Origin of the sequence: Methanosarcina acetivorans C2A (assembly GCF_000007345.1) — an archaeon.
GTDB classification, from domain to species: domain Archaea; phylum Halobacteriota; class Methanosarcinia; order Methanosarcinales; family Methanosarcinaceae; genus Methanosarcina; species Methanosarcina acetivorans.
The window spans coordinates 1,517,704-1,544,573 of sequence record NC_003552.1; the positions used below are offsets into that span (position 1 = coordinate 1,517,704).

At 42.9% G+C, this 26,870-nt stretch carries 19 protein-coding genes; 10 read left to right on the top strand and 9 right to left on the bottom strand.

The window, feature by feature from the left end; translation table 11 throughout:
- Positions 1–1,298: 1,298 nt before the first annotated feature.
- Genes MA_RS06600 through MA_RS06610 form a run of 3 tightly spaced genes read left to right on the top strand, consistent with a single transcriptional unit; the run spans position 1,299 to position 4,238 of the window.
- Entirely contained in the window at positions 1,299–2,531 is a 1,233-nt protein-coding gene (locus MA_RS06600; RefSeq protein WP_011021292.1) for an ABC transporter substrate-binding protein, read from the top strand.
- Positions 2,528–3,223, top strand: a complete 696-nt coding sequence (locus MA_RS06605; RefSeq protein ID WP_011021293.1) for a GTP-binding protein — start codon at positions 2,528–2,530, stop codon at positions 3,221–3,223. The genes MA_RS06600 and MA_RS06605 overlap by 4 nt, the downstream gene beginning before the upstream one ends.
- A 1-nt stretch (position 3,224) precedes the next feature.
- Positions 3,225–4,238: an ATP-binding cassette domain-containing protein gene (locus MA_RS06610; RefSeq protein WP_157860116.1), complete on the top strand. Its 1,014-nt coding sequence runs from the start codon at positions 3,225–3,227 to the stop codon at positions 4,236–4,238.
- A 130-nt stretch (positions 4,239–4,368) separates the two neighbouring features.
- Here the strand turns inward: MA_RS06610 and MA_RS06615 are convergent, their stop codons facing one another.
- The 7 genes from MA_RS06615 to coaBC all read right to left on the bottom strand — a co-directional run bounded on the left by MA_RS06615 (position 4,369) and on the right by coaBC (position 16,312).
- On the bottom strand, positions 4,369–8,436 hold the full coding sequence (locus MA_RS06615; RefSeq protein WP_011021295.1) for a PAS domain S-box protein: 4,068 nt from the start codon (positions 8,434–8,436) through the stop codon (positions 4,369–4,371).
- 448 nt (positions 8,437–8,884) lie between these two features.
- Positions 8,885–10,120 carry an adenosylhomocysteinase gene (locus MA_RS06620; RefSeq protein ID WP_011021296.1) on the bottom strand — a complete coding sequence of 412 codons (1,236 nt, stop codon included), beginning with the start codon at positions 10,118–10,120 and terminating at the stop codon, positions 8,885–8,887.
- 387 nt (positions 10,121–10,507) lie between these two features.
- Positions 10,508–11,806, bottom strand: a complete 1,299-nt coding sequence (locus MA_RS06625) for an amidohydrolase family protein (protein WP_048065074.1) — start codon at positions 11,804–11,806, stop codon at positions 10,508–10,510.
- Between the two features lie 520 nt (positions 11,807–12,326).
- On the bottom strand, positions 12,327–12,971 hold the full coding sequence (locus MA_RS06630) for an HD domain-containing protein (RefSeq protein ID WP_011021298.1): 645 nt from the start codon (positions 12,969–12,971) through the stop codon (positions 12,327–12,329).
- A gap of 2 nt (positions 12,972–12,973) precedes the next feature.
- Positions 12,974–13,735 (bottom strand): 4-phosphopantoate--beta-alanine ligase, encoded by a 762-nt coding sequence (locus MA_RS06635; protein WP_011021299.1) that lies wholly within the window; start codon positions 13,733–13,735, stop codon positions 12,974–12,976.
- 235 nt (positions 13,736–13,970) lie between these two features.
- Entirely contained in the window at positions 13,971–14,897 is a 927-nt protein-coding gene (locus MA_RS06640; protein ID WP_048066198.1) for a pantoate kinase, read from the bottom strand.
- Between the two features lie 149 nt (positions 14,898–15,046).
- Positions 15,047–16,312, bottom strand: a complete 1,266-nt coding sequence (gene coaBC / locus MA_RS06645; protein WP_048065075.1) for a bifunctional phosphopantothenoylcysteine decarboxylase/phosphopantothenate--cysteine ligase CoaBC — start codon at positions 16,310–16,312, stop codon at positions 15,047–15,049.
- Positions 16,313–16,908: 596 nt separating this feature from the next.
- On the opposite strand from coaBC, the gene MA_RS06650 reads away from it, so the two are divergent.
- On the top strand, positions 16,909–17,952 hold the full coding sequence (locus MA_RS06650; protein WP_011021302.1) for a Vms1/Ankzf1 family peptidyl-tRNA hydrolase: 1,044 nt from the start codon (positions 16,909–16,911) through the stop codon (positions 17,950–17,952).
- A gap of 199 nt (positions 17,953–18,151) precedes the next feature.
- On the opposite strand, the gene MA_RS06655 is transcribed toward MA_RS06650, so the two are convergent.
- Positions 18,152–18,868, bottom strand: a complete 717-nt coding sequence (locus tag MA_RS06655; RefSeq protein ID WP_226990781.1) for a YoaK family protein — start codon at positions 18,866–18,868, stop codon at positions 18,152–18,154.
- Positions 18,869–19,265: 397 nt separating this feature from the next.
- Here MA_RS06655 and MA_RS06660 point away from each other — a divergent pair, with 397 nt between their 5' ends.
- From MA_RS06660 to MA_RS06675, 4 genes are all read left to right on the top strand, one after another.
- Positions 19,266–19,736 carry a hypothetical protein gene (locus MA_RS06660; protein WP_048065076.1) on the top strand — a complete coding sequence of 157 codons (471 nt, stop codon included), beginning with the start codon at positions 19,266–19,268 and terminating at the stop codon, positions 19,734–19,736.
- A 759-nt stretch (positions 19,737–20,495) separates the two neighbouring features.
- On the top strand, positions 20,496–21,515 hold the full coding sequence (locus tag MA_RS06665) for a hypothetical protein (protein ID WP_011021305.1): 1,020 nt from the start codon (positions 20,496–20,498) through the stop codon (positions 21,513–21,515).
- 187 nt (positions 21,516–21,702) lie between these two features.
- Entirely contained in the window at positions 21,703–21,999 is a 297-nt protein-coding gene (locus tag MA_RS06670) for a hypothetical protein (RefSeq protein ID WP_157860117.1), read from the top strand.
- Between the two features lie 487 nt (positions 22,000–22,486).
- Positions 22,487–24,160 (top strand): right-handed parallel beta-helix repeat-containing protein, encoded by a 1,674-nt coding sequence (locus MA_RS06675; RefSeq protein ID WP_011021307.1) that lies wholly within the window; start codon positions 22,487–22,489, stop codon positions 24,158–24,160.
- Positions 24,161–24,163: 3 nt separating this feature from the next.
- Here MA_RS06675 and MA_RS06680 read toward each other — a convergent pair whose 3' ends face one another.
- A complete protein-coding gene (locus MA_RS06680) occupies positions 24,164–24,457 on the bottom strand; it encodes a hypothetical protein (RefSeq protein WP_011021308.1) in 294 nt (97 codons plus the stop codon).
- Between the two features lie 507 nt (positions 24,458–24,964).
- Between MA_RS06680 and MA_RS06685 the strand changes: the two genes are divergently transcribed.
- Entirely contained in the window at positions 24,965–25,783 is an 819-nt protein-coding gene (locus tag MA_RS06685; RefSeq protein ID WP_011021309.1) for a 23S rRNA (uridine(2552)-2'-O)-methyltransferase, read from the top strand.
- A 222-nt stretch (positions 25,784–26,005) separates the two neighbouring features.
- Positions 26,006–26,653: a histidinol phosphate phosphatase domain-containing protein gene (locus MA_RS06690; protein ID WP_048065077.1), complete on the top strand. Its 648-nt coding sequence runs from the start codon at positions 26,006–26,008 to the stop codon at positions 26,651–26,653.
- Positions 26,654–26,870 lie beyond the last annotated feature (217 nt).

Consider the following 26,870-nt stretch of genomic DNA (forward strand, 5'->3'; position numbering starts at 1 on the left):
CTTCAAAAACGATTTAAAAATTCAGTTTTACTGGATGCTGCCGATTTATTTTCTTGACTCCGGAATATTTTTAAACTCTTTGCCATGTCATAAAGGAGTTTACGTATCTTTTTCAGGATGCTGCGGTCTGCTTGACATAATATTCTTCCAGGTCAGTATCTCCCGATCATGTTTGTATATAAGGTAAGATATAAATGCGTAAGTCACGAAAATACTGAAGGTGCTGGAATCTGCATATCATTTTGCATATTTGTATCATAGATGTAGATGCAGTGAGTTAGTTTTTAGAGTACATTGAGAAGACTGGTTCAATGTAGAGCCCAAAACCTGTTATTTTCAAACAGGTTCTAAAAAATAGGTTCTACAAAACAGGTTCCACACTACATTAAGGCAGGCTTTCAAAGGTATTCTATGTTTTTCTTAGTTCTGATTTACGTAAACTTCCTTTTTATAAAATTGAGTCCTTAATGTTTTTTCAAAGTTTTCTCAAAAATAAGTAAACATATTCGTTATTTAAGCATTTTCAAATTAAATCGTATAATTGTCATGCTCTTTATTATGAACGTCCAGCTTATAAGTTGTCGCTGTCAACTGTTTAAAAAGCTTGTCTTTCATCCAAAAACGTTAAAAATGAGGCGAAGCAAATACTATTATTCTTATCAAAAATTGAAAGCTATTCATGATAGCAGCTCTTTTTTCCTGTTTCCGGTGTCTGAAAATCTGAGATGACTAAGTGAGTGGCACCTTCCCTGAAGAGGCTTCTTATTTGGCATGAAAGTTCTTTCAATTACTTCCATGCCAAAGAAAACATTTCTTCCATGTCTATACTTAAACTGATATCGATCTTTCCAAGAGTGCAGGTCTGAAAAATGTTTTTAACAAGTCTCTGAATGTATGGTGAAAAATTCAAGGTACGGTTCCTCTGCCTTCGTGTAATTTTTTAATATATCAATTGATGTTGCTCTCGAATTTGTAAAATGGTGTCAAAAATTCAAATTCATTTGCAATTACGGGTGAGGTAAGTGTTTATCAAATTCGAATGGAAGAAATGAAGAGCTAATTTGGCATCTCTATAGGAATAGTATTTCCTATGTGCAAATATTTATATGTTTGTATCTTTATTGAAATTACTGACATCCTACAAAACAGAACAAAAAAAGGGTTGGTGTAAATGTTGAATTCATAAAATTTGATAACGCAAGTTTTTTCTTTGATGGAAATGCCATCATTAAAACTTTTAATTTGAACGTCATGAAGGGAGATTAAATACCGATCAAAGGCATATCAGGCGGAATGATATGAAAGTAATAGATGAAACAATGAGCATATACCAGATCTTAAGCGAATATCCTTTTTTGCTTAAAATATTCAAACAGCATGGAATGGAGAAATTTGAAAACAGGGAAGTTCTCGAAAAACTTGGTCCTTTACTGAAATTGAAAACAGCCCTATCAATGGTATCGGTGAATGAAGACTCCTTTATTGAGCTCCTGAACCAGGCTGTTTCGGACAGTGAAGCAAAAGGAGATTTTACCCTTGCAGATTCCCCGGAACGACAAAAAGAGCTGACCCTTCTTGCCCTTTTGCCTTGCGGCATGAAGATGCCTTTTTCCCGTGCATTTGATGACTTTTCAGCTGAATACAGCAGGCAAATGAATAATGTACTCCATTCTCTTGTCGAAGGCAATGTCAACCATGAGCTTTCCTATTATGCCTATATCGATCTGGTTACATCGATTGACGAACTCCCGGACATAATTATCAGTTCTGATATTAACAGTTTCTACCATAAATCCTTCCAGGAGAATTTCCTTAATAAAGAATATTTCGTAAATCTTAATTCATCCCCCATGAACATTGATTTTGAATCTATCGGTTTTGCAGATCCTCGCGCCCAGTTTACCATGATCTCTGCAAACCTTCTTGTTCTGGTTACAATAGATGAACTCATACAGGGTAATACCAGACCGGAGTCCTGGGAAGATCTCTTAAAAGCTGGGTACCGGAACAGGGTTGTTATGCGGGGACAGGATGGCTTTTTCTGTAATGGAGTACTGCTCCCGTTCTACCGGTTATACGGGATGGAGGGAATTAAAAAACTTGCTTCGTCAGTATATACGGGACTCCATCCGTCCGAGATGGTCAAAATGATAGACAGCAAAAAAGATGATGTACCACCCATGTATATCATGCCTCTCTTCTTTGCTAAGAAAATTCAGGACAAATCCCGGATAACAATCAATATACCTTCGGAAGGAGCTATTGTAAGCCCTGTGCAGATGCTGGTCAAAAAAAGTGCAGTAGAAAGGGTTAAGGAGATCACGGATTTTCTCTGTGGAAAAGGGTTTGGGAAAATCTCTGCCCGGGCTTTTTTCCCGACAACAAACCCTGAAGTTGAGAATAATCTTGAAGGAATCAAACTCTATTGGCTGGGCTGGGACTTCCTGATGAATACCGACATAGGAGAACTTAAAAAAGAAGTTGAAGAGGTTTTCAATGCCCAGTTCAGAGAGACCGGAGGCTTTGTGTGAGGCTTGTTACGGTAGCAGGTCCTCCATCCTCAGGAAAAACCAGTATCATTGTCAAGACCATCGAAGAGCTCAGGCAAAAAGGTTTTACAATCGGTGTGGTAAAATTTGACTGTCTTTCGGCTCAGGATGAAGAACTCTATTCCGCTCACACTATTCCGGTCAGGACCGGGCTCTCCAGAGGGCTCTGTCCTGACCACTTTTTCGTAAGCAATATAGAAGAAGCTCTCAGGTGGGCAAGAGAGAGGAAGTTTGATTTTCTGATTACCGAGAGTGCCGGGCTCTGTAACCGTTGCTCTCCCCATATTAAGGATGTCCTGGCAATTTGTGTTATTGATAATCTGAGCGGAGTCAACACGCCTAAAAAAATCGGCCCCATGTTAAAACTTGCCGACATTGTTGTTATTACAAAAGGGGATATTGTTTCCCAGGCAGAGCGTGAGGTCTTTGCATACAGGGTCAGACAGGTTAACCCCAGGGGAATGATAGTCCAGGTTAATGGAGTTACAGGCCAGGGTAGTTTCTATCTTGCAAAACTTGTGGAAAAAACTTCTACAATTGAAACCCTTCAGGGAGCCACACTCCGATTTACTATGCCCGGAGCCCTATGTTCATATTGTCTCGGAGAGAGAAAAATCGGGGATGACAGGCAGATTGGTGTTTCAAAGCTGGTTAATTTCAGAGGAGAAGAATAGCTTGCGTACAGATTTGCTTCACATGACAATAAATGAACTCAGGGAGATGATGCCCTGGATAGAGGATTACTTCTCTGCATTTGCAATTGATCCTGTGCAGTTCGGGAACAGGAACCTGGAAGAGCTGGGTTCGATACTTGGTGAAGATTATTTTATTGAGATGGGAAGCAGTTCTCTCGCCTTTATTGATGGTTTCTTTCTATTTATTGAGCAGGCCAGGGCTCTTCAACAGGGAAATGGGCCTACAATTGAGTCCCTGACCGTGCTCCCGGGACGTAACAAGAATGGGGAAAAAGAAGCCTTTGCGGTAAAACTGAAAAAGGGTGAGGTGACAGCAATTGTAGGTCCGACAGGCTCGGGCAAGTCACGTCTTCTGGCCGATATCGAATCTCTGGCTCAGGAGGATACTCCCACCGGCCGCAAAATCCTGGTTAACGGCCGAGCTCCCGTGGATGAGGAGCGTTTCTCAACTGAGGGGCGTTTTATTGCGCAGCTTTCTCAGAACATGAACTTTGTTATGGATCTCAGTGTCGAGGAGTTTCTGACCCTGCATGCCGAGAGCCGTATGGTCGATGAGGTCTCCCTTATTGTTCAGAAAATATATGATACCGCAAACATTCTGGCGGGAGAACCTTTCAGCAGGAAAACTCCCGTTACGGAACTTTCAGGGGGCCAGTCCCGCGCCCTGATGATTGCAGATACCGCACTGCTCAGTCCGGCGGCTGTCGTCCTGATCGATGAGATTGAGAATGCCGGAGTCGACAAGGTTAGATCTCTGGAGCTTCTGGTAAGTAATAACAAGATCGTTTTAATCAGTACTCATGATCCTCTTCTGGCTCTCTCGGCAGATCAGCGCCTGGTCATTCAATATGGTGGGATTTCAAAACTTTTAAAAACCACAGAGGATGAGAAAAAGTACCTGGAGAGCCTTGAAAAAGTAGACCGCAAACTTACTCATCTTAGAAATCAGTTGAGAAGAGGGGAAGAAATCGACCTCAGCGATTTTCTGGTGTAACTTAATTTCTTAGGGATAATGAATAGTACAAAAATTCCACGTGACTTTAAGAATTTTGAAACGGCTGAAATCGTTCCCTTCCGGCTTTTTTTCTATTATGTCCCGTACTCCTTGCCGCTCAAGTAGCATCCTATTTCTCTGTGATTGGGAATCTTACGATAAATTCGATCCCCGAGCCCCTTTTCATTTCAAGTCTGCCATCAAGCTGGTCTACAAGGGTAGTCACCAGCTGGATGCCAAGCGTATCGGAGTTTTCCAGATTAAAGTCTTCAGGTATACTCACCCCATTGTCCGAAACCGTTAAAACAAAATTGGTATCCTCATGCCCCTCTTTTTTGCTCTCTTCCCTGTTGCTCATAATTTCCCCGTTTCCTTCCCTGCTCAGTTTAATTCGAATAACTCCTTTATCCCTGCCCTTAAATGCGTACTTGAGGGAGTTTGAAACAAGTTCGTTCACAATCAATCCCAGAGGGACGGCAGTATCCATATCAAAGAAAACGTTTTCTTCTATGTCCATACTTAAACTGATGTCAACATTCCCAAGATTGTAGATCTGAAAGAGGTTTTTAACTAGTCTCTGAAGGTATGGTGAAAAATTCAAGGTATCGGTTCCCTTGCCTTCGTGCAGCTCTTCATGGATCAGGGCAATGGATATTACTCTTTCCTGGCTTTCCTTAAAAGCATTAAGGACTTCCGAATCCTCAACATGTTCTCTGCTTCTGAATTTCTCAGCCTGGAGGTCAAGCAGGGAAGATATTACCTGCAGGTTATTCTTAATCCTGTGATGAATCTCCTTCTTGCGGGCGATTTCGATATTCGCGAGGGTCTTTTCTGCCTGCTTTCTTTCCGTAATATCTTTAATTACTCCAAGAGTTCTGTTCATATTTGTTTTTTCATCTCTGAGGAATGTCCAGTTATCTTCAAGATAGATATATTCTTCATTCTTTTTTCTAAAACGGTATTCTATTCTGTAAGCGCCTCTCTCAGACCCGAAATGTTTTTTATGATTTTCCAGGAACTTATTCAGATCTTCCGGATGAATGCGGGAAATCCAGAAATTCAGATTAATGTTTTTCAATTCATCGGGAGTAAAGCCTGTAAGTTCTTCAGTACTGCCTGTCAGATCAACGGTATCTTTCTTTACGTCATAATCGTATACAAGTTGCCCTGTCTGTTCCGTCACTATCCGGTACCTTTCTTCGGTTCTCTGAAGTTCTTCTTTTGCTTTTTTGCTTTCGGTGATATCCCTGGTGGTAATAGCTACCTGTCCATCGGAAAAAGGCAGCACAGTTGCACTCACGTCCGTCCAGATAGTACTGCCATCCTCTTTAACTACACCGATTTCGGAAATTTGAATTGACCCTGGTTCTTCTAAAGCCTTTGCACTTGGAAACTCCTCAGCAGGCATTTCTGTGCCGTTTGACCTGAGATACTTCCTGGCTTTATACTTTCCTTTGAACAGCTCCGATCTTGACAGGCCCAGGATTCTTTCAAGGGCAAGGTTTACATCGATGTTTTTTCCGTCTTTGTCAATGATTGAAACCCCAACGGGAAGCAATTCAAAGAGAGTTTTCAATTTGCTTTCACTCTCTTTTAGCATCTCTTCAGCCTTTTTCTGCTCAGTAATATCCTGAACTGTCCCTTTCATCCGAACGGGGGTGTTTCTTTCATCTAAAATAACTTTTCCCTGTGCATGAATTACGCTTTCTTCTCCGTCAGCCCGGAAAATCCTATAATCAATACTATACGGCTTTCCGCCTAAAGCCTCTGTGATCGCATTATTCACATATTCCCGGTCATCCGGATGTATGTAACTTACAAATGTATCGTAAGTCGGGATGAATTCCTGAGGGCCGTGCCCGAAAATCCGATATTTTTCATCGGACCAGTGCAGTTCGCCGCTTGCAATGTTCCATTCCCAGCTTCCGAGACGAGCCATTTTTTGAGCTTCGGCAAGCCCTCTTTCGCTCTCTTTCAGTAACTTATAAGCCTTTTCAAGCTCTGATGTGCGTTTTTTTACCATATTTTCCAGGTTGTCAAGTGTGTCTTTCAATTTAGCTTCCGTTTTTTTCCGTTCGGTAATATCGGTAAGCATACTCATAGAGCCAGTAAACCTGCCGTCCTTGCCAAAAAGGGCTTTAGAATTCACAAGAGCCCATAAAGGGGAGCCATCTATACGCAGCAGTCTGAATTCATGGCTTTCACTGATACCCTGCCGCCTTTTTTTCATCCTCATCTCGAAAATAGCTTTACCCTCTTCATCGGTAAAATCCCTTACAGATTTGCCGATAATCTCTTCCCGGCTGTATCCTAACATCTCTGCCATTTTCTTATTTACGTAAGTGGTCCTTGCTTCCGAGTCATGGACCCATTCAAGTATCCATATACCTTCGTTTGCTGTCTCAATGAGATTGCGGTACTTTTCCTCGCTTTCACGCAGTGCAGCTTCTGCTTTCTTGCGTTCAGTTATATCGATAAAGGTGCCGATGCTGCCGCGCACACGCCCTTCAAAGTCGTGCAGGGGGCTGGCTGACCCTAAAAGTCCCCGCAATTCCCCACTGGGCAACAGTACGTCTATTTCCGCGTTGAGCACGTCGATATCCTTTATGGAGGCTTGCAGCATGGGCAATTCGTCCGCGGCTAATTCGCGGCCCTGGCAGAAGAAGCGTCGCGTAGATGTGACTTTTGGCGAGATATTTTCCCCTACTTCTACCTCGTATAACTCGTTAGCCATCCGGTTGCCGGTGATGTTTTGAGCTTGCGGATCGTGGCCGGTCCAGATGGCAACAGGCGCAACTTCCATTATTGTTTCCATTTCTTCGGCTCGCTGACGAGTTTGTTCTTCCAGTTGTTTGCGCTCGGTGATGTCCTGGACAATGCCTGCCATCCGGTGCACGCTTCCGGTGATATCCATCAGGTGCCGTCCGGCCGCCCAAATCCATCGGAGTTCCCCATCCACACGCCGGATGCGGCACTCAAAACTCCAGTCACTGCACGTGGTTATGGCCTTGCGGAACTTTTCGTCAACCATCGCACGGTCTTCAGGAAGTACGTGATCGAGGAACATCTCGTAGGTCCACTGCGGGAGCAGTTGTTCGTAGCCGAAGATGCGGTCGTGCTCAAGCGACCGATAAGCGGTATGATCTACAAGATCGAGGTCCCACGCGCCGGTGCGGCTGGTTTCGAGCGCGAAGCGCAACCGTTCCTCACCCTCGCGAACTGCCTCTTCCGCCCTCTTCCGTTCGGTGATATCGCGGGCAAAGTGGATGCACCCGGTAAGTTTTCCTTCCGAATCATGCAGTGGAGAGACACTAAGTATGAAATCTCCTCCCAGAGAATCTTCACGAACTTCTTCGGTGTGCTCAACCCCGTCCATAAGTAACTGCCTGTAAGGGCAAAAAGAAGGAGGCTTGTCCCTCCCATGGATGGCACGGTAACAGATTAAACCTGCACACCCTTCCGGTGTTCTGCCAAGTCTTGCTGCCATTGCTCTGTTCGCACGAACAATCCGGTATTCAGTATCAAGTATGGCTATAAGGTCCGGCACGGCATCAAAGGTAAATTCCCAGTTCTTTGTGGCTTGAAGAGCTGTTTCTTCTGCCCTCTTGCGTCTGGGACTTTCTATCGGATCCCATTTTCCTTCTCTTTTAATCAGAGCAAATTGATGGTTGGCAACAACGTCGATTATTTCGCCTGCATTGCATCTATCGAGAGAGTAAGTACATAGGGACAATACCGGGCAGTTGCTGACGACTCCGTCTCCCTGTTCTTCATAATCAACGAAATCGTTCCAGTCTTTTTTTTCCAGCCAGGAAATGTTCGTTGCCGTTCTCAATCCTTCATAGCCATTCTTCAGGGCCTGACCGATTTTTTCGACCCATCTGTTCAATAAGCTCTCCTTATCGAAAACCCCATTTTTTAAACACCAATGAGTGCAGGAAATAATTTCGATCTGCCCCTTCTCCAGGTAAACATCAATATCAGGAACAGCTTTTCTGAGGGCTTCTTTTGCTTCTCCCGTTTCCAGGGGTTCTGAGGTGATCCATACAGAATATTCGCTATTTTCCAGTCCTGCTCTGAAATAAGGGACAAGTATCTCTATCAAATCTTCTTTTGTCTGGTAGAACTGGCAGAAGTGAGTCCCCCACGGCACATCCCCAACAACATCAATACCGGACTTTCTCAGCTGTCCTTTCATCCCTATCCCTTCTGGCTTATTTCAATAGTACCCTGCTTACGGACGATATTCTTCAATAATTTATGGCTGGATCGGAAATGAATGTAAGGTTCTTCTGTTTATGATTTCACGTAAATTGTTTGATTTAACGTAAACTTTCCACTTGTCATATTGAAATAATTATATATGTTTTTGGAGGAATAATGACAACTCCATTTTCGATTTGAATATTTATTCAAAAATTAGATTCCGGGTGTTCTCTTAGCAGTTATTTCCTTTACAGGAATGGCTGGCTTAAAAAACGTATTGTAAGTATTAGTAATTAGTTATTTTTTTATCTTACTTTATAATTCAAGTGCAGTAAATATTCTTCCATTCCAATATATGGAAATGGCGTTATATTTACCGCTTTAAAGACTTTAGGAAATTTAAAAATGGGTGAAATTATTCCCTTCTGCTTCTTTTCTGCTTACGTCCCGCACTCCCAGCCGGTCATATAGCATTCCTGCTTGGAAGTAAGTTCGTCAATGCTTATGCCCATGGATTCAAGCTTCAGTTTTGCCACGTAGGTATCAATTCCTCTGGGGACGCCGTGGACTCCGTTCAGAAGCGTATTTTCGGCAATGTAGCGCACGCAGAGGGCCTGGTTTGCAAAACTCATGTCCATGACTTCGGCAGGGTGTCCGTCGCCTGCAGCCAGGTTTACGAGCCTGCCTTCGGCTATGACATTAATGCGCCTGTCGCCTATATCATATTCTTTTATATTGTGCCTGACAGTTTTAACGGATTTTGCAAGGGAGGTAAGGGCTTCCATATCGATTTCCACGTTGAAATGTCCTGAGTTTGCAAGGACTGCCCCGTCCGGCATGACCTTGAAGTGCTCGGCTGTAAGGATATCGCGGTTTCCGGTGGTCGTAACAAAGATCTCTCCCAGCCTTGCAGCGTCTGCCATTCTCATGACTCTGTACCCGTCCATCCTGGCTTCAAGAGCCCTTATCGGGTCTACTTCTGTGACGATCACATTTGCGCCCAGGCCTGCAGCCCGCATTGCAACCCCACGCCCGCACCAGCCGTAGCCTCCAACAACAACGTTTTTGCCTGCCACAAGAAGGTTTGTAGTCCGGTTAATCCCGTCCCAGGCTGACTGCCCGGTCCCGTAGCGGTTGTCAAAGAGATATTTGGTCATGGCATCGTTTACCGCAATTACCGGCATCTTGAGAGCGCCTTCCTTTTCCATGGCATGAAGCCTGTGAACTCCTGTGGTTGTTTCCTCGCAGCCTCCGAGGATCTTCGGGAGCAGATCTGTCCTTTCTTTGTGGAGTTTGAATATAAGGTCTGCTCCGTCATCGATTGTGATGTCAGGTTCTATGTCAAGGACTTTATCTATTGCTTCATAGTACTCGCTGGTACAGCACCCGTATCTTGCGAAACAGCTAATATTTTTTCGCGTGTCAAGAGCCCTTGCCACGTCGTCCTGTGTGCTCAGAGGGTTGCAGCCCGAAATAGCTACCTGTGCGCCGCCTGCAGCCAGCGTCTCGACAAGGACCGCGGTCTTTGCTTCTACATGAAGGGCCATTCCTACTTTAAGCCCTTTCAGGGGTTTTTCTTTCTCGAACTTCTCCCTGATTATCGCAATTACCGGCATGTGGTTTCTTGCCCATTCCATTTTCATGTTTCCGGATTCTACAAGTTCTTGTTCGGTCATGATTATCCCGTCAATCAGATAATGCTTTAATTAAATGGCTAATACGCTTGAATTCTCAGATTAATGCTTGAATTAAAAAACTTAATACATTTGAATCCTCAGATAAATGCTTGAATTACGTGATTCATACGGTTTAGTTCTCAGATAAATGCTTGAATTACGTGATTCATACGGTTTAGTTCTCAGATAAATGCTTGAATCAAACGACTGATTAGGCCGGTGATTAAGCCGGAACTTTGATTTCTCAACCCCTTCCGGTGAGTTTACTCAAACTGAAACTATATTTGCCTGCAGATTGAATCAAACCCGTGCTTATGTTTGGCTTTCAGGTATTTATTGTTCCTGTATAACAATATCTAATGCGTTATATGACATTTCCCTGATTTTTCAGGCATTTGCCCTTGCTACGAGTTCTTCTGCAGCCGTCCTGGCTTCTTCGATGACTTTTTCCTCGTCCATTACAAGTACCCTGTAATTGTCCATAAGGACTTTTCCGTCCACGATTGTTGTCCTGACGTCGCAGCCTTTTGCAGAATAGACCAGGTGGGACGGGACATCGAAACAGGGAGTAAGGTGCGGTTTTTTCATGTCCACTACAATCATATCCGCCTTCTTTCCTACCTTCAACATTCCGGTTTCCGTGCCAAGGGCTTTTGCCCCGTTAACGGTTGCCATCTCAAGGACCTGGCGGGCCGGAAGAGCGGTCGGGTTGCCCGTGCTTACCTTGTGCAGGAGGGCAGCAGTTTTTATTTCTTCAAACAGGTCAAGGTTGTTGTTTGAGGCGCAGCCGTCAGTGCCAAGAGTGACATTTACCCCCTTTTCCAGCATCTTGTATACCGGGGCAATTCCGGATGCCAGTTTCATATTACTTATGGGGTTGTGGGATACGTTTACTTCTCTCTGCCTTAAAATCTCTATATCTCCGTCCGAAAGCCATACACAGTGGGCAGCAAGCACATCAGGGCCGAAAAATCCTATGTCTTCAAGCAGGTGTACGGAACATTTTCCGTACCTTTCTTTCATCGCGTTCAGTTCGGCTTCGGTTTCCAGGACGTGAATATGTAGGCCTGCTCCGTCCCTGTGGGCTTCTTCTTTTACCTTTGTAAGGAATTCCTCCGAGCAGGTGTTAGGGGCATGGGGGCCGTACATGGTTTTTATCCTGCCGTCTGCTGCTCCCTGCCAGGCCCTGACAAAGCGTTTTCCTTCCTTAAGGTCAGCTTCTCCTTTTTCTTCGTTCCAGAGTTCAATTAAGCCGTGGGAAAGGGAGGCCCGAAGTCCCGATGCCTCTACAGCCTTTGCCGTTTCGTCCATATAGAAATACATGTCTGCAAAGGATGTTGTTCCGGATTTGATCATTTCCAGGCATGCGAGCAGGCTGCCTTTATATACATCTTCGGCCTTCAACTGGGCTTCGGCAGGCCAGATATGTTTTTCAAGCCATTCCGCAAGCTGGAGGTCGTCGGCATAACCCCGGAAAAGGGTCATTGCTGCATGGGTGTGCGTGTTTGCAAGCCCCGGCATTACTACCGAACCCTTTGCATCGATTACTGTGTCGGCATTTTCTTTTGTATTCTCCCCGATCTCCGTGATCTTTCCGTCTTCGATAACAACGGTCCCGTTTTTAAGGTCTCCGGCATCGGGGTCCATCGTTAAAACGTAGGCATTTTTTATGATTATGTCAGCCATATGATCATATCCGTCAGATTTGAATTTCAACTTTATTTGACTGCAATTTTATTGGACTTCAACTTTATTTGACTGCAATTTTATTGGACTTCAACTTTATTTAACTGCAACTTGTCAGGTGCAACTTGTTAGGTGCAACTTGTTAAATGCAGCTTTATTTGACGGCAACTTTATTGAACTGTAACCTTTCAGGTGATGAACTCAAGTTTAAGATGTTATCCTAAAAAAAGTTGTCCTGAGAATTCTCCTGAATTCCCCTGAATTCTTCTAAATTTCCCTGAGTTTTCCTGTACTTTGCATAAAACACGAGTCTTTATACAGTGTGAATCCTCATGAAATATTGCCGGATGATCAGGTCCGGAGTTTTCAGGACCTCGGTTTCAGGAGCTCAGAAGGAAAACCTGCTTCTGGGGCATTGTAAGGAACGTCGGGATTTTTCGGCCTCAAATTCCGGCCAGGATTTTTTTTGTCCTTTATTCTTAAAATTAGCTAACTGACAGTTTTTTCACTGCCAGGATTTTTATTTGTCGGTCCCGGTTTCCAGGTTCAGAGCTTCAAGGTAGAGGCGCATTATCTTCAGCCTTTCTTCTGCAATCCTCTTTGCCGCAGCGGTATTCAACTTATCGGGGATCGTGAAAGGCTTGTAGTGCATATATTCGTTAAAGCCTTCGACAGGGTCCCTGACATAGACAGTCTTTTTTGAGCTTCCCTTATCCAGGCCTGTTGTGTGCTTCAGCATCCTGAGAGCTCCCATTGAAAGGATGGACCGGAATATTCCTATTGCACCCAGGGCATCGAGCCTGTCGGCGTCCTGGAGGATTTTTGCTTCTATTGTTTCCGGGCTTTTTCCTCCGCTGAACCTGTGCGTCAGGATGCAGTATGCCACAGCTTCAACAGTCTTTTTTTCAACGCCTGCCTTTCCCAGGAATTCGGTAGCTATCTCTGCACTGTAGAGGGCATGGTCTCCACCCTCCGCGTGTTCTTTGATAACTCCCACGTCATGCAGAAGAGCGGCAAGCTGGAGAATGAAAAGGTCTCCTCCTTCTTCTTTCTGGATCTCCCGGCAGAGGGCTTCCACGCGGGTTATGTGGGACATATCGTGGGAACTGGGCTCCCCTTCGTGAAAAGTAGCCGCAAATTCCCTCGTTTTTCCTATAAGGTCCATATTCAGTATTCCATTTCTGCAGCCATGGTTTTAAGGTGTTCCTGGATTTCAGAAATCGCCTCGGAAAGGACTTCTTTATTATCATAGGTCGTGATTAATTTCACAAGTTCTTCTCTCCTCTCCTTCTTCATTTCCACCCCGAACTTGATCATGTTTTGGAGCGCCCGGGTAAGGTTGTCAACTATCGAGATCGTAGCTGTCCCGGAGGTCCGCGAAAGAGGGTTCAGGTCAATGGTTATAACAGTCTTTCCCATTTCTACAAGTTTCTCACAGCGGTCTCCATCTTCCAGAGGGACAAGCACCACGTCTGCGGAATATATCCCCCGGCTTTCTACCAGCCGCCTGGCGTGAGAGAGTTCAAGGCTCGCATCCGGATTTTTCCCGAGCACCTCGGAAGCCCCATTGGCTTTGAGTTGTTCTATTATAAGGTGTACTCTTGTCTCGGTCCTGTGGAAGAGGTTTACTTCAATCTTGGCTCCGGTAATATCTGCCAGGGAAACGACTTTTTCGGGAGCCAGGGCTGCGACGTTCCCATTTACGGAAATAACCGGGTTTTTTGCCAGAAGCAGTGCGGCAACTGCCGCCCTTTCAGCATACAGGGCAGACTCCGTGCTGCGCTCGCCTATAAGATAGTCAAAGCTCTCACCTCTCCCCTGGGCAATAAGCCCCTGGATACTCGTAATTCCCATTTTAACCCCGGCTGCAACCTTTTCACGGGCCAGCAGGGATTCGTACCTCGGATGGTCTTGGGGTATATCGGTCATATCTGTCGCTTACCTTTTTTTGGTCTGATAATTGTTATCTGGTAATTGTTATCTGGTAATTGTTATCTGGTAATTGTTATCTGGTAATGTAATCTGGTAATGTTATCTGGTAATGTTATCTGGTAATTGTTATCTGGTAATTGTTATCTGGTAATTGTTATCTGGTAGTGTTATCCGATACTTTTTATCCGATACGGCTGCAAAATCTTCCGAAATAAAGAGCTCTGTCTGAAGCTCAGTCATAAAGTAATCTCGGTACACAGGTGCTGATCCCGTATTCCAGGACCTGCCCGAATTCCTGGAGGGCTACCTGCCCGAATTCCTGGAGGGCTTCGAAGAGCGGGAATTCCTGGGCGTAGGGGGCGATTGCAAAAACCGTATCTCCAAGCATTGCCTGGGAAGCCAGTCCTCCGTTTGCATGTGCAGCCTCAATTACATCCTTTGCCGTACTGCTCATGAGGCCCGTATTGCTGGCAAAGTCTTTCGCCTGATGCATAAAGTTTTCGAGAGTGGGTTTTTTAAGTAGTTCGGACATCGCGACTTTTCCTGCAGCATTAATCTTTCCTGCTGTAACCTCGTCTGTCAGGATAGAATCCGTAGAAATCTCTCCGAGCGCAATGCCGAAAACTCTGGCTTCGGGAGCCGGAATCCTGTCTATTCTCCCGAATTCGGGTCCTCCGGGATGCAGCCGGATTACCACTCCGCCATTGGACTGGGCAGCAATGTCCCCAAGCCCGCTGCGGTTAACAACTTCAGCTACATGGGCGTATTCGGTCAGGCTTTTTACAGTCTGGTTTAAGGAAAGCACCCTGTTCAGGGCATAAGCAGCCCCGAGCGCTCCTGCTCCCGAGGCTCCGAACCCGCAACCAACCGGGATTTCCGCCCAGCTCTTTACTTTTACAGGCACATCGGTTAGCATCTCTACCACTGTGCGGGTAGTCCTGCCTTCAACCTTCTTGCCATTGAGGAAGATCTCGGTCTTTTCGACGGATTTTCCAGCCTTTACCTCGGTCGTCACTCCTCCATTCAGAACAATTCCACAGCCGGTGGATCCTTTGCGGTGAGGGTCGTTATGCTCATGAATCTGAAAAAACCCTGTGATATGTCCTGGAGCATATGCTTTTGCTATAAAGTCTGCCCCTTCACTCTCGTATGTATACATATAAAACGCCTTTTTGTTGTTCAAGCTATTTTCAAAGTTCATTTCTGTTTTGTAGATATTGTGCAGGACAATTTGCAGGATCAGCCGGTATGGCAGATCAGGCACTGTAGGGCTCCTGGTTGGTTTTTCTTCCCAAACCTATCAGGTGCTCAGAGCCCCTCTCGTGAGTTTAAAATTCCGGTAAGCTCTTCAAGGATACAGGCTGCAAGTTTGCGCTTGTTTCCGCTTACATGCCTGGGTTCGCCTTTTCCAAGCAGGTAAAGCTCATTTTCTTCCGTACCCATTCCACCTTTTCCTACATCGTTTGCTGCAATCAGATCGAGTTTTGTTCCTTTTAGGGTTGCAGCTGCCCTTTTAAGGAGTTCGTCTCTCCCGACTCCTGTTTCGGCCTTAAAACCTATGATCACCAGGTCAGGGTATTTTTCCCTGCACTCCTTTATCAGTTTTCGAGTGGGTTTCAGTTTGAGCACAAATTCTCCTCCCGATTTGATCTTCTCAGGAGAAGGCTCGGCCGTATAATCCGCAATTGCCGCAGAACTGATCAGGGCATCATATCCTTTTTCCAGTTCCGAGAGCACGGCTTCGGTCATTTCCGCAGCGCTTTCGGCAAAGACCTCTTTAATCCCTGCAAGCCCGAGCCTGTCCCTGTGCACAAGGGTTACATCAGCTCCGCTGCGGTAAGCTTCAAGGGCAAGTTCCCTGCCGGTCTTTCCGGAAGCCCGGTTGGTGAGGATACGGATGGGGTCAAGGTTTTCGGCAGTGGAGCCACTCGTTATGAGCACCTTCCGTTTTTCCAGGCTCCGGTTCCCAAGAGCCCTTTCCACCTCAAGCACGATTTCTTCGTTTGAGGCGATCTTTGCAATGCCTTCTGCGAACTTCGGGCCCACCATGGAAATTCCCCAGCCTTTCAACTTTGCCACATTTTCAACCACAGCCGGGTGCCTGTACATGGACTCATGCATTGCGGGGACAACCATGAGAGGAACGCCGGAGCCAAGGGCTGTTGTTGCAAAAGAGGTAACCGTGGTATCGTCTATTCCGCATGCTATTTTTCCAATGGTGTTCGCCGTTGCCGGGGCTATCAGGAGAAGGTCTGCCCTGCCTTTGAACCCGCAGAACTCCACGTGCTCCACCCTGCCGCCGAGTTCCGTAATCACAGGGTTTCCGGTGGCGTATTGCAGAGCATCGGGGTGCAGGATACGCTTTGCAGCCCCGGTCATGACTGCATGGACTTCCGCCCCGTTCCGGATCAGTTCCCTTGCAAGTTCAACTACCCTGACCGCTCCTATACTCCCGGTAACGCCCAGGACAATCGTTTTTCCGGAAAGGGAAGAACTCTTCTGTCCCTGGATCCAGAGGGTAGGGTGAGTTTTTTCAGCTTTCGTCCGGGAAGGATTTTTCTGGTCAGGCTTCATCCGATCCTCCTGCTTCTGAGACTCTTTCAATGGTTTTTTTCATTCAGGCACCGAAATAATCGATAAGAATTATGTATGGAAATGAGCTCTCTTTTTTTAAAAAAAATCCTGAAATCACAGTGACATTAAATACGATATTCTTAAAACTTTCGAAATATAGGGACCGGTTGAATCCTATAGAGGCTCCATTTTGTTAGTAAGTGTAGTCGGAAATACGGTTTCTATTATCAGGCAGAGCCGAGTTTTAATCCTCGTTTTACGTCATTGATTCCGTATTAATCTCATAAGTTCCGTATTAATCGTATGATATTTTAACTACTGTTTTAATCGTTTCACTAATATTTTCATCGTTTTATTACTGTTTTCAACGTTTCACTACCGTTTTATCGTTTTACTACCGTTTTTATTGTTTTACGACTATTTTTATCATTTTACTACTGTTTAGCCTGTATACTCATGGTTGGCTTAATTGCCGGTACTGTAATTCGCATACTTAATAAGGTATTGCCAATATTATACAGTCGGTTGCTTTTGGGAATTTCTTTGATTGTACGAAACATTCTGGTTGCAACAAACATGAGAGGGCAGGAAAGCATATGACCGATAAGAAAGCTGCAAAAAGAGAAGTTGCCGCAGACGGAAAAAAGGGTTTTGGCACCATTATAGGGAAGCTCTCCGGAAAAGAGCGGCTGGAACTTGAGGTTGATAGGCTGAATTCCAGAATAGCCGAACTCGAACATGCCCTCCGGGGTACAAGAAACCAGCTTGAGAAGAAAGAAACCCTTGCAAGGCAGGCAGTTGCGGACAGGCAGGAAGCCGAATCGCGCTTGAACCAGGAACTTGTTCGGACCCAGACCCTTTCCCACGAACTTGAGACCCTGAGGAAGGAATCTCAGGGAAAACCGGAGTTCCGCGGGACTGAAACTCTGAGCCCTGCCGCAATCAAAGCTTATCTGTCAAAACTAAACTCTTTTCACTCCCCTGCAAATGACCTTTTAACCGTTTATCTGCCCTACGGAACTCGCCTTTCAGCCGTGATTCCAGAAAAGACCTTCGATCTCCTGGAAGAAGAAACCCGTTCCCTGCTTGACAGGCTTGACCCTGAGACCGGCATGGTCTTTTTCTACGACCTGCACCGCATGATTTCCGAAGCCATTGTTCCCTCTATCCCTGTTTCCCTTCCGGCCTGGCATCTTAAAGACAGTTTTGAAACCGCCCCTCTTGAGGAGAGCCTGAATACCGACTTCCGCATGCTCGTCCTTGTCCTGCACGCAGGCGAATCCTTCATAGGTTTTGCTCCGGATGCCCGGGCATTTGATCAAAAAGAGTTAATCAAAAGCAGCGTTAAAGAAAAACACAGCAAAGGAGGCTTTTCCCAGCGCCGCTTCGAACGCCTCCGAGAAGAAGATATTGCCCACCACATGGACAAATTCTTTGAAACCCTGGATAAAGTCCTTGAGGAAAACTCTCCAATCGACTGCGTTATTATGAGCGGGGATGCCCAACTCATAAAGGAAGTCCAGAGGCGTTTGCCTCTCAACCTTGAAATTATTGAAAAACCTACTGATATCAAGGTTGAGAAAACGGGCGGGGAGGAGGTCCTCCGAACGGTTTTAAGTTCAAGAAGGTATCTGCTTTGACGTTATAATCAAGGATAACCGGAATTATTCATTTTTCTCTTCCAGTTTTGTATTGATCTTTTCGGTCTTTGGCCTGTATTTTCAAATTCTTCAGTTTTTCCTATCTCATCAATAAATTTTGAATAATTTCCAAATGCGGATGTAGCCTGTTCTTAATTGTCAATAGTTCAATAATCTTCGATAAATCATCATATAAGTTTTATACTACAGTATCAGCATACTTATTCTTACGTTCGTCTATACTAAACAAAATTACAGATCCAATTAATATAATTACAGCTACCCATACTGCTTTGGCCCCGATAATTGATGTCAATAACCCTCCCGAAATAGCTCCTGCTAAAAAGGCAGTGATGATTATAGAGTATCGGACCGCTCGCAGAGCTGATTTCCAGTCTCTTTTTGTAAAAGCAATATAAGCCTCCTGCGTTGCTGAGCGTAAATTCCCAGTGATCATTGTTGTGCTATATGGGGAACCTACCAATTTGCGAAATGAAGAGATTTGGACCGAAGAGACAAACGAAACTGCAACAGTTACAATAATATCCGGGCTTTTGTAGGGTATAAAGCCTATGACAAAAAGGACCGCAATTTCAAGGATTAAGACTGCTCTCTCGGCATCCGGAATGAACAGGCGTATTGAAGGTTTTTTTATCATCTCGGCGACTACTACTCCGACTATAAACGCTAAAATGGGGACTGCGTGAAACACTGCCTGTTCCCACTCTCCTGCTGCAGCCTCTATACCAACGAGGACAACATTTCCGGTCTGTGCATTGGCAAAAACACCGCCTCGCCCTATGAATGTATAAGTGTCCAGAAATCCTCCTACAATTGCAAGAAGTATGCCAAGTTTCACCGATTCGGAGGTAAGATTATATGAAATTGTTTCTCGTTCGTTTTTTGACAGTTGCATTTTCATCTTTCTGAATTCTAGAAGGCATATTTAATTGTAACGAGCCTGTCTCCATATAATCTAATAGTTATCTGTCTCCATATAATCTAATAGTTATATTCGATTTTCAGGCTCGGATATAAAACACTGGCTGCAAATATGATCTTATAATTTTCTGACCATAGTCTCAAACAATTAAAGATCAGGAAATATTGCTTACTTGAAAAGAGTATGAAAATAGTCAGTTTGATGATCTGGACAGAAAACTTATGAAGAGTCAATAAAAATGAATGTATGGAGTTCAAATGTGCTTTCCAGATTCTTGAACTCAAAAAAGTCTTCACCGTATATTAGCTACTATTGTAGAATATTACTGCCTTAGACAGTAATATTTTCCTATTTCAAAGAGTTGGGACAAATGAGAAAATTTTACGGAAAATTCTCACTTTTACTTTTAATAATTGCTCTCTTATTCCTTCTTTATATTATAACTCCCGTATATGTGGAAGGCACTGTTGAATCAAAAGCAATAAATGGCAGGATGAGCGGGAATATTGTAAAGGGAATTTTATCTAACATGCCATACCCGGGTGAACCCTGGATACTTGTAGAGGACAAAGACTTTGAGCAATTTTTCTCTCCAGAGGATAGAAATGTCTTTATTAACGATTCGCTGCATGAACTGATGGACAGGAAATATGTAAGCATTGACTACATTGTTGCCATAGAGGTGAGTTCTGAAGATCCTCTAAATGACGTTGGAGAACGGGAAACCTGTGCTTACTTAACCGATCTGGAAGACTTCAACAGGGCAAAAATTGGAGATAAAGTGTTATGCAAAGTCTCGAGATTTGACATTGCCAGAATTGAAGAAATTACTGTCCTGTAAAAAAATACCAGTTGCCCATTTCAGCCGGACAATCGTACAACGCCATATTTTGAATTTTCTTTTGAGAGGAGAAAAAATGAAAGAGGCGGACTGGCTACAGAGCAACAGTTTTGGATCCATCAGCAACAGCACTTACCATACATTCCTGCTTTTACACCAGCAGCTACTTTTCTCGTAATTGTATTCAAGTTTTTTACTCCAATCTTTTCCAGATTCTTTAAATAGTTTTGGAGAGGATCTTCGAGAGTAGATTTAGCATGAGACCTGACTATGAACATTTATATTCGTGAGTAAGTATAAAAATGCACAAGAAAACTTGATTTCATTCTTTAACCGATGGCCAGTGAGATCTTATTATAAAAAACATGCACAAGAGAGAATTTCATGCTTAACCGAGAACGAGTGAATAGTATTTTAGTGTAATTTGCAGGAAAATGATCAGCTGCGCAAGTTCTAAATTTTTTTATTCCAAAATACACTAGCTGCAACTATAATTCATATAAGTTTTCTGTCCATGGTCTTTAACAATCGAAGCTAAGGGAATAATTGCGTACTTGAAACGAGTATAAAAATAGTCAGTTTGATGATCTGGCCAGAAAACTTATGACATATCAACAAAAAGGAATGTATGGAGTTCAAATATGCTTTCCCGGTTATCTGAACTCCACGACACATGCCCAAAGGCAAGGGTTTGTTTAGCTTTGATAATGTTTAAGCTTTGCGTAATCTTGCCTCTTGGGACAAAAACAGGTGAAATAAGTGAAAACTAGTATCAAATATGGAATAGGTACACTGTTCGTGGCAATGTTGCTGATGAACATGGTACTTGTACCTGCTGTGAGTGCTCAAACAAACGAAAATATAGGAATAAATGCTGAATGTGATGATTTCAGTATAGAAAAAGAATATGGTACGTTGTTCTTAGAAAAAATGGGCTATTCTGTAGAATTGACTTCTCCAATTCCATTGAATAATCTGGAAGGTAACGTTGAAGCTGTTGCTTTTTCGATCAGCAATGGAGGATATATCATTATTAATGTGAATGACTTGTCTGTGCCTGAATTTTCAACGACAAACAAAAGTCCGTTTATCGACGGGAATAAAAGTTACTACTACAATGGTCCTCTTGCTTATGTTGAAGCAGAAGAACTAAAAAATAGGGAAATCAAAACCACGTACATTTACAAAAAAGAAAAAGTGAGTAAATCTAAAAAACTTATGGAACTGCAAGAAGCAGCCACAGAAGCACAAAAGATACAGACACTATCGTCTACAAGCGGCATTTTGAGTCATTCATTAAGGACTTGGGAAGATGACGATATTTATTGTGGTCCAATTGCAGCTGGTATAACTCTCATATATTTCGATGATTACCATGATGACGATTTCGTAGCTACTGGTTATGAGAATCAGAATGATCTGCTAGATCTTATAATCGATAATTATATTGATAATTCTGGTGCGTATTCATGGGAATTAAGGGATGGACTGAACAGTTACATCGCAGATAGAAATCTTGCTAATGAGTACAGTGCTTACTCAACTTCTTTTGATTACAATAAACTGATGTCTCTAATAAATGCCGATAAACCTATAGATGTCTTGACTAATAATCACCCAACTTTTGACGATCATTGGGTAATAGCTCATGGATACTATATACTCACAGTTCCATATGTTGACCCACAATATTATATTATAGTCAATAATGGATGGGGCGCCAATGGCGTCAATGTGCTTATGGATGATTATCTTGTCAGCCAAGTGTGGATCGAATAATTTTTTTCTGGAAATATTCTACTAGAATATTTCCTTCTTATTAATCAAAGAGAAGATTGAAATGAACAAAATGATGAACAATTTAATTTTATGCTTAATCCTGTGTAGCACAGTCATTTATTCTGGTTGCGCGTCAAACCGAACTGAAGGGAAAAGGGTTACTGAACTGACAGATATAGATCGACACATGATCTCAAAAGTTTCAGTCAGGAATGGACTAAGTGGAGAACTGAGTACAACGGATGACACAGTCAAAATAACAGGATTAATAAATCATCTTGATAGGTATTCATTGGAAAAAATGGATAATCAAGAGACTTTGGGTGGGTATCGTTATACAATAGATTTTTACAGCGGTTCCAATAAAATTTCGAGAATAGTTATTGTAGACTCTAAAATTATGCGAGTTGATGAAGTTTACTATGATGTCATTGATTTTCCTATTGAACTGGAAACAATTGACGAACATGTAGATTCACTGTGATAATTCAGTCTGCTTAGAAAATAATATAACAAATATGAAATCCAGAACCGGTACTATGTTAGCATCAATGTTACTGCTTATCATGGTATTTGTACCTGCTGCGAGTGCTCAAACAAAAGAAGATATGGAATAAATGTTGAATGTGAAGATTTCAGTATAGAAAAAGAATATGGTAAACTGTTCTTGAAAGAACTGTTTATTCTATAAATCTAACTCCTTCAATTAGTTTGTACAGTTCCAAAGATAATGTTGAAGCTGTTGCTTTTTCGATAAGTGATGGAGGCTATATCATTATTAATGTGAATGATTTGTCTGTGCCTGAATTTTCAACGATTTTCAACGACAAACAAAAGTCCGTTTATCGACGGGAATAAAAGTTACTACTACAATGGTCCTCTTGCTTATGTTGAAGCAGAAAAACTAAAAAAATAGGGAAATCAAAACCACGTACATTTACAAGAATGGACTGACAGTTACAGGTAATTTTATGAAAATGAAAATCATTTTGATTACGTTGCTTCTTTTCTTTTCAATAACTCCGGTATCCGCTGAAGTGATCACGGTAGGAGTCAAAAATGCAGATTATACTTCGATTCAGGATGCTATCGATAATTCAAATGATACGGATATCATTATTGTTTACAGTGGGGTTTATTCCGAAAACCTGCTTATCAACAAATCACTTACATTAAAAACTGCAGACAATAGCTCATTTAACGTAACTGTCAAGGCTCCAAACTCTTCAAATCATATATTCCACATAAGCTCATCAAACACCAGCATAGTTGGTTTCAATTTGACAGCCGAAAATGGGAGCAAACTCAGGTCCGGGATATACCTGGACAATGCCACGTACTGTCAAATCTCAAATAATAGTATTTCAAATGTCGAAGACGGCATTCTACTTTCCTCTTCCCGGGAAAACAAAATCGAAGGTAATTCTCTATTTTCAAACAGTTTGCATGGAATAAATGTATCCGGCTCAAATAACAACTTCATAAATAATAATACGTTTTTCAATAATCGATATGGAATTATTGTAGAATCTTCAGACAACAATATAATTTCCAGGAACAATGCAAGCCTTAACGAGAATTATGGGATAGCCCTGTTCAGAACAAATGACAGTATTGTAAAAGAAAACATTGCTGCTGAGAACAAACATGGTATTTGTTTAACCTCATCCTTTAATAATGAAATAGAAAACAACAGTGCTGTCAATAATACATTAACCGGTTCTGTTGTGTGGGATTCGGGGGCTAACCGGCTGGGAAACAATAATTTCAGCTTCAATAGAGATTCGGGCTTAACTCTCCTTCATACAAATAAAAACAACAGAATCCTGAACAACGAGCTTTCACACAACAAAAATGGAATATATTCCAGAGGTGACGGTGCTCTTATCCGGAACAATGAAATAAATTCCAACGACAAATATGGCATACTTCTCATTTACACTACAGGCAACATTGTCAAAAACAACACCTTACTAAATAATGAAAAAGGAATTAGAACGAAAAAATTGTCCGAAAATCAGATATCTTCAAATACAATAGATGACCGATTGACCGCTAATAAACTGATACCTGCTTTTCTCATCCTGATAATAATCGGGACGGTATTTTACCTGAAAAAAGAGTCATTGCTATTGAAAGCTTTAAAGATCCTGCTTATTGTGTTCGCATTATTGATCCTTGCAATTGTCGTGTGGTACTTCCCGTTTGAGTCAGGCCTGCCTGAGAACAATGTTGAAATTAATAATATCAACTGGATTGATAATGGGGCAATAAATGATAGTTATGTAAGAGGAAATCTCTCAATGGACTTTGTTTATCTGCACAAGAATTCACAGTCTCTAAACCTTGAAGAGGGTCCTGAAACGGACATTTTACCAGTTTATGTTCGTATAAGTTCAATGAGTGTTGCAAGTACGTTAGGGGATTACACCCCGTTATATGAAGAACCTCTCACTTTAGAGTATTCAGAGCCATATCATTACAGCTATCTTCTTGACTTAGAAAAAGAAAAACAACATAACGTGTTAGTTGAAATTTACGCAAACAGATACTACGAATATCCAAATCCTGTCTATGGAGACTCTAACTGGGAATTAACCGGGGTAGCGGTAAGAGATATTAATCTAACTAATCTAACAAGCTAACAATTATTTTCTTACGCGTCTGATCAGATGTGCTCTAACCAGCATACTGGCGTCTGTAGGAGATATTGGAATTGGTTCGTCTCTCGTCCATAGTTTATAGGGCATTCCTCCATGGCTTTTAATACCGCTAATTGAGATATACTCATCATCACTGATCCATCTCCCAACTATCTCCTTTTTCTCGGGTCCTCCATAAGACCTGATAACCTCTGAAGGTTCACCGGTTTCAAAATCAGCAGCTCTCATTCTCCATTCCGATTTTACACTTTTCCCAGGTTTTCTTGCATTGTATGTCATAATAACTTCATATAATTCAATGACTAAACCTGTTCATAAATTCTGTCACTTAATTATATATGAGCAAGTTATGGGGTAAATATTTTAAACTTGTATTGGAACCGGCATAGTAAGCATTTATATCTACAGGTTAAAAATTTCTTCGAACATATGTTGGAAGATGTCAGCGATCAAATCCGATTCAGAAGCATTATCGTTTTGTCTGTTAGCCCGTAGAAAAAACTGCGAAATTAGGTAGAATGTTTCCATCAGGTCATGGATTAAGTTTTAATTTTTTCAACATATTCTCCGTTGTTTTCTAATAACATGGTGAGCCTGTCCAGAAACTGATTAAACATGAGAAATAAACTTCTTTTATTTATAAATAACAATAATTATATATTTATTTAAATCAATTTATCTTACTTTGATTTAAATTTCCTTCTTCCTTTGAGATCGGCAAATTTAAGATCAGGAAACAAGACTTCTGCGCAAGCTATATCAGCTTTCAGTGCGGGAAGGTAAGCAATGGCAAGAGATAGAAGAGATTATTATTATCATCAGGCAAAAGAGGAAGGGTACCGGTCCAGGGCTTCCTTCAAACTCAAACAGATTAATGAGAAACATAATGTTATCAAGCGGGGAGACTCGGTTGTTGATTTAGGTGCGGCTCCGGGGGGGTGGCTTCAGGTTGCAAAACAGCTTTCCGGAGGGAAGGTTCTGGGTGTGGACCTGCAGAGGATAGCTCCTATCGAAGGAGTCGAGACTATCCAGGGCGACATAAACGCTGACTCGACAATAAAGAAGATTATCAGGGCTGTCGGGGAAAAAGGAGCGGATGTGGTGCTCTGTGATGCAGCCCCGAACCTTTCGGGAAACTGGTCTTATGACCATGCGCGGTCAATTGAACTTACGACCTCGGCCCTTGAGTGCGCAAAGAAGATCTTGAAGCCAAAAGGAAACTTTGTTGTCAAGGTCTTTCAGGGCGACATGTTCAACGATTACCTGGAAAAAGTCAGGGATAATTTTGTCCACGTCAAAGCTTATTCCCCTCAGGCTTCAAGGTCGCAGAGTGCGGAAATCTACGTTATCGGGAAAAAATTCCTCACGGCTCCTCTCAGGAGAGGCGACAAATTCGTTGTGGACATAGAAAAGCTCGGCTCAGGTGGAGACGGGGCGGTCCTCATTGAAGGGTTCGTTGTCTTCGTAAAGGAAGTTGAAGTCGGAGAAAAGGTCCGTATTAAAATAGCAGATGTCAAACCTAACTTTGCTTTTGCCGATGTCGAAGAAAGGCTTGAAAAGGCTGAGGATTCTGAAAACTTAGGGAATTCTGAGAAAGCCGAGTAAATCCCTGGAATTGTGAGAATACTTGATAAGCCCTTAATTGTGAGGATACTAACAAGTCCCTGGCATGAGAATATGAAAAAACCTTATCATTAGAATCACTAGAATCTGAATAAGCCCTTAATAAGTACTAGAAATATATCTTATGGGGAAAGTATATATCTTTAAGGGAAAGCCTATATAACAATGGGAAAAGCCTGAGTTTTTTCAAACACGGTGATCCAGTTGATTGATCTTCATACTCACACTATTTTCAGTGACGGGGAACTGCTCCCCAGTGAACTCGTCCGGCGGGCCGTTATTCACGGCTACGAGGCTATTGCACTTACCGATCATGCAGACTATACGAACCTCGAACAGCTTCTCGATGCTGCAAAGAAAGCAAAGTACCTGGAGGAAGAGTGGGATATCCGCGTCCTGCCCGGAGTCGAGCTGACGCACGTCCCTCCGAGAAAGATTGCTCCCATGGCAAAGAAAGCAAAAGAGCTGGGCGCAGAAATCGTGGTCGTACACGGGGAAACAATCTACGAACCGGTTGCCCCCGGGACAAATGCAGCATCAGCTGCCTGTGAATATGTTGATATCCTTGCCCACCCGGGTCTTATCTCCGAAGAAGATGTCCGGACTGCGGCAGAGAACAATGTGTTACTCGAGCTCACTGCAAGGAACGGGCACAACAGGACTAACGGGCATGTTGCAAGACTTGCCCTCGAATTAGGAGCAAAGCTTGTCGTGAACACCGATACCCATGCCCCTGAGGACCTGATCACCGATGAAACAGCCCTTCAAATTGCAATGGGATCCGGGCTTACCGAGTCCGGGGCAAAAGACGCGTTTGAAGCGTCTAAAAAGAAGGTAGCGGAGATTGTTTAAAGGGTGATGTTTCTTTTCTGTTTTTGATTTTTTATCTTTCTTCGTTTTGCGTAATTTTTCCAGAGAAATAACTGTGGGGACGGAAATTGTTCTCTGCACGGGGATTATATTCAGTTATCAGGACTTAATTGGTCTGTAGTATCTGAGTATCCGTGCCGGTTGTGCATGTTGCCTTATACTTTAGTTTCAAAGAAACGCGATTTTAACCTCAATTTTC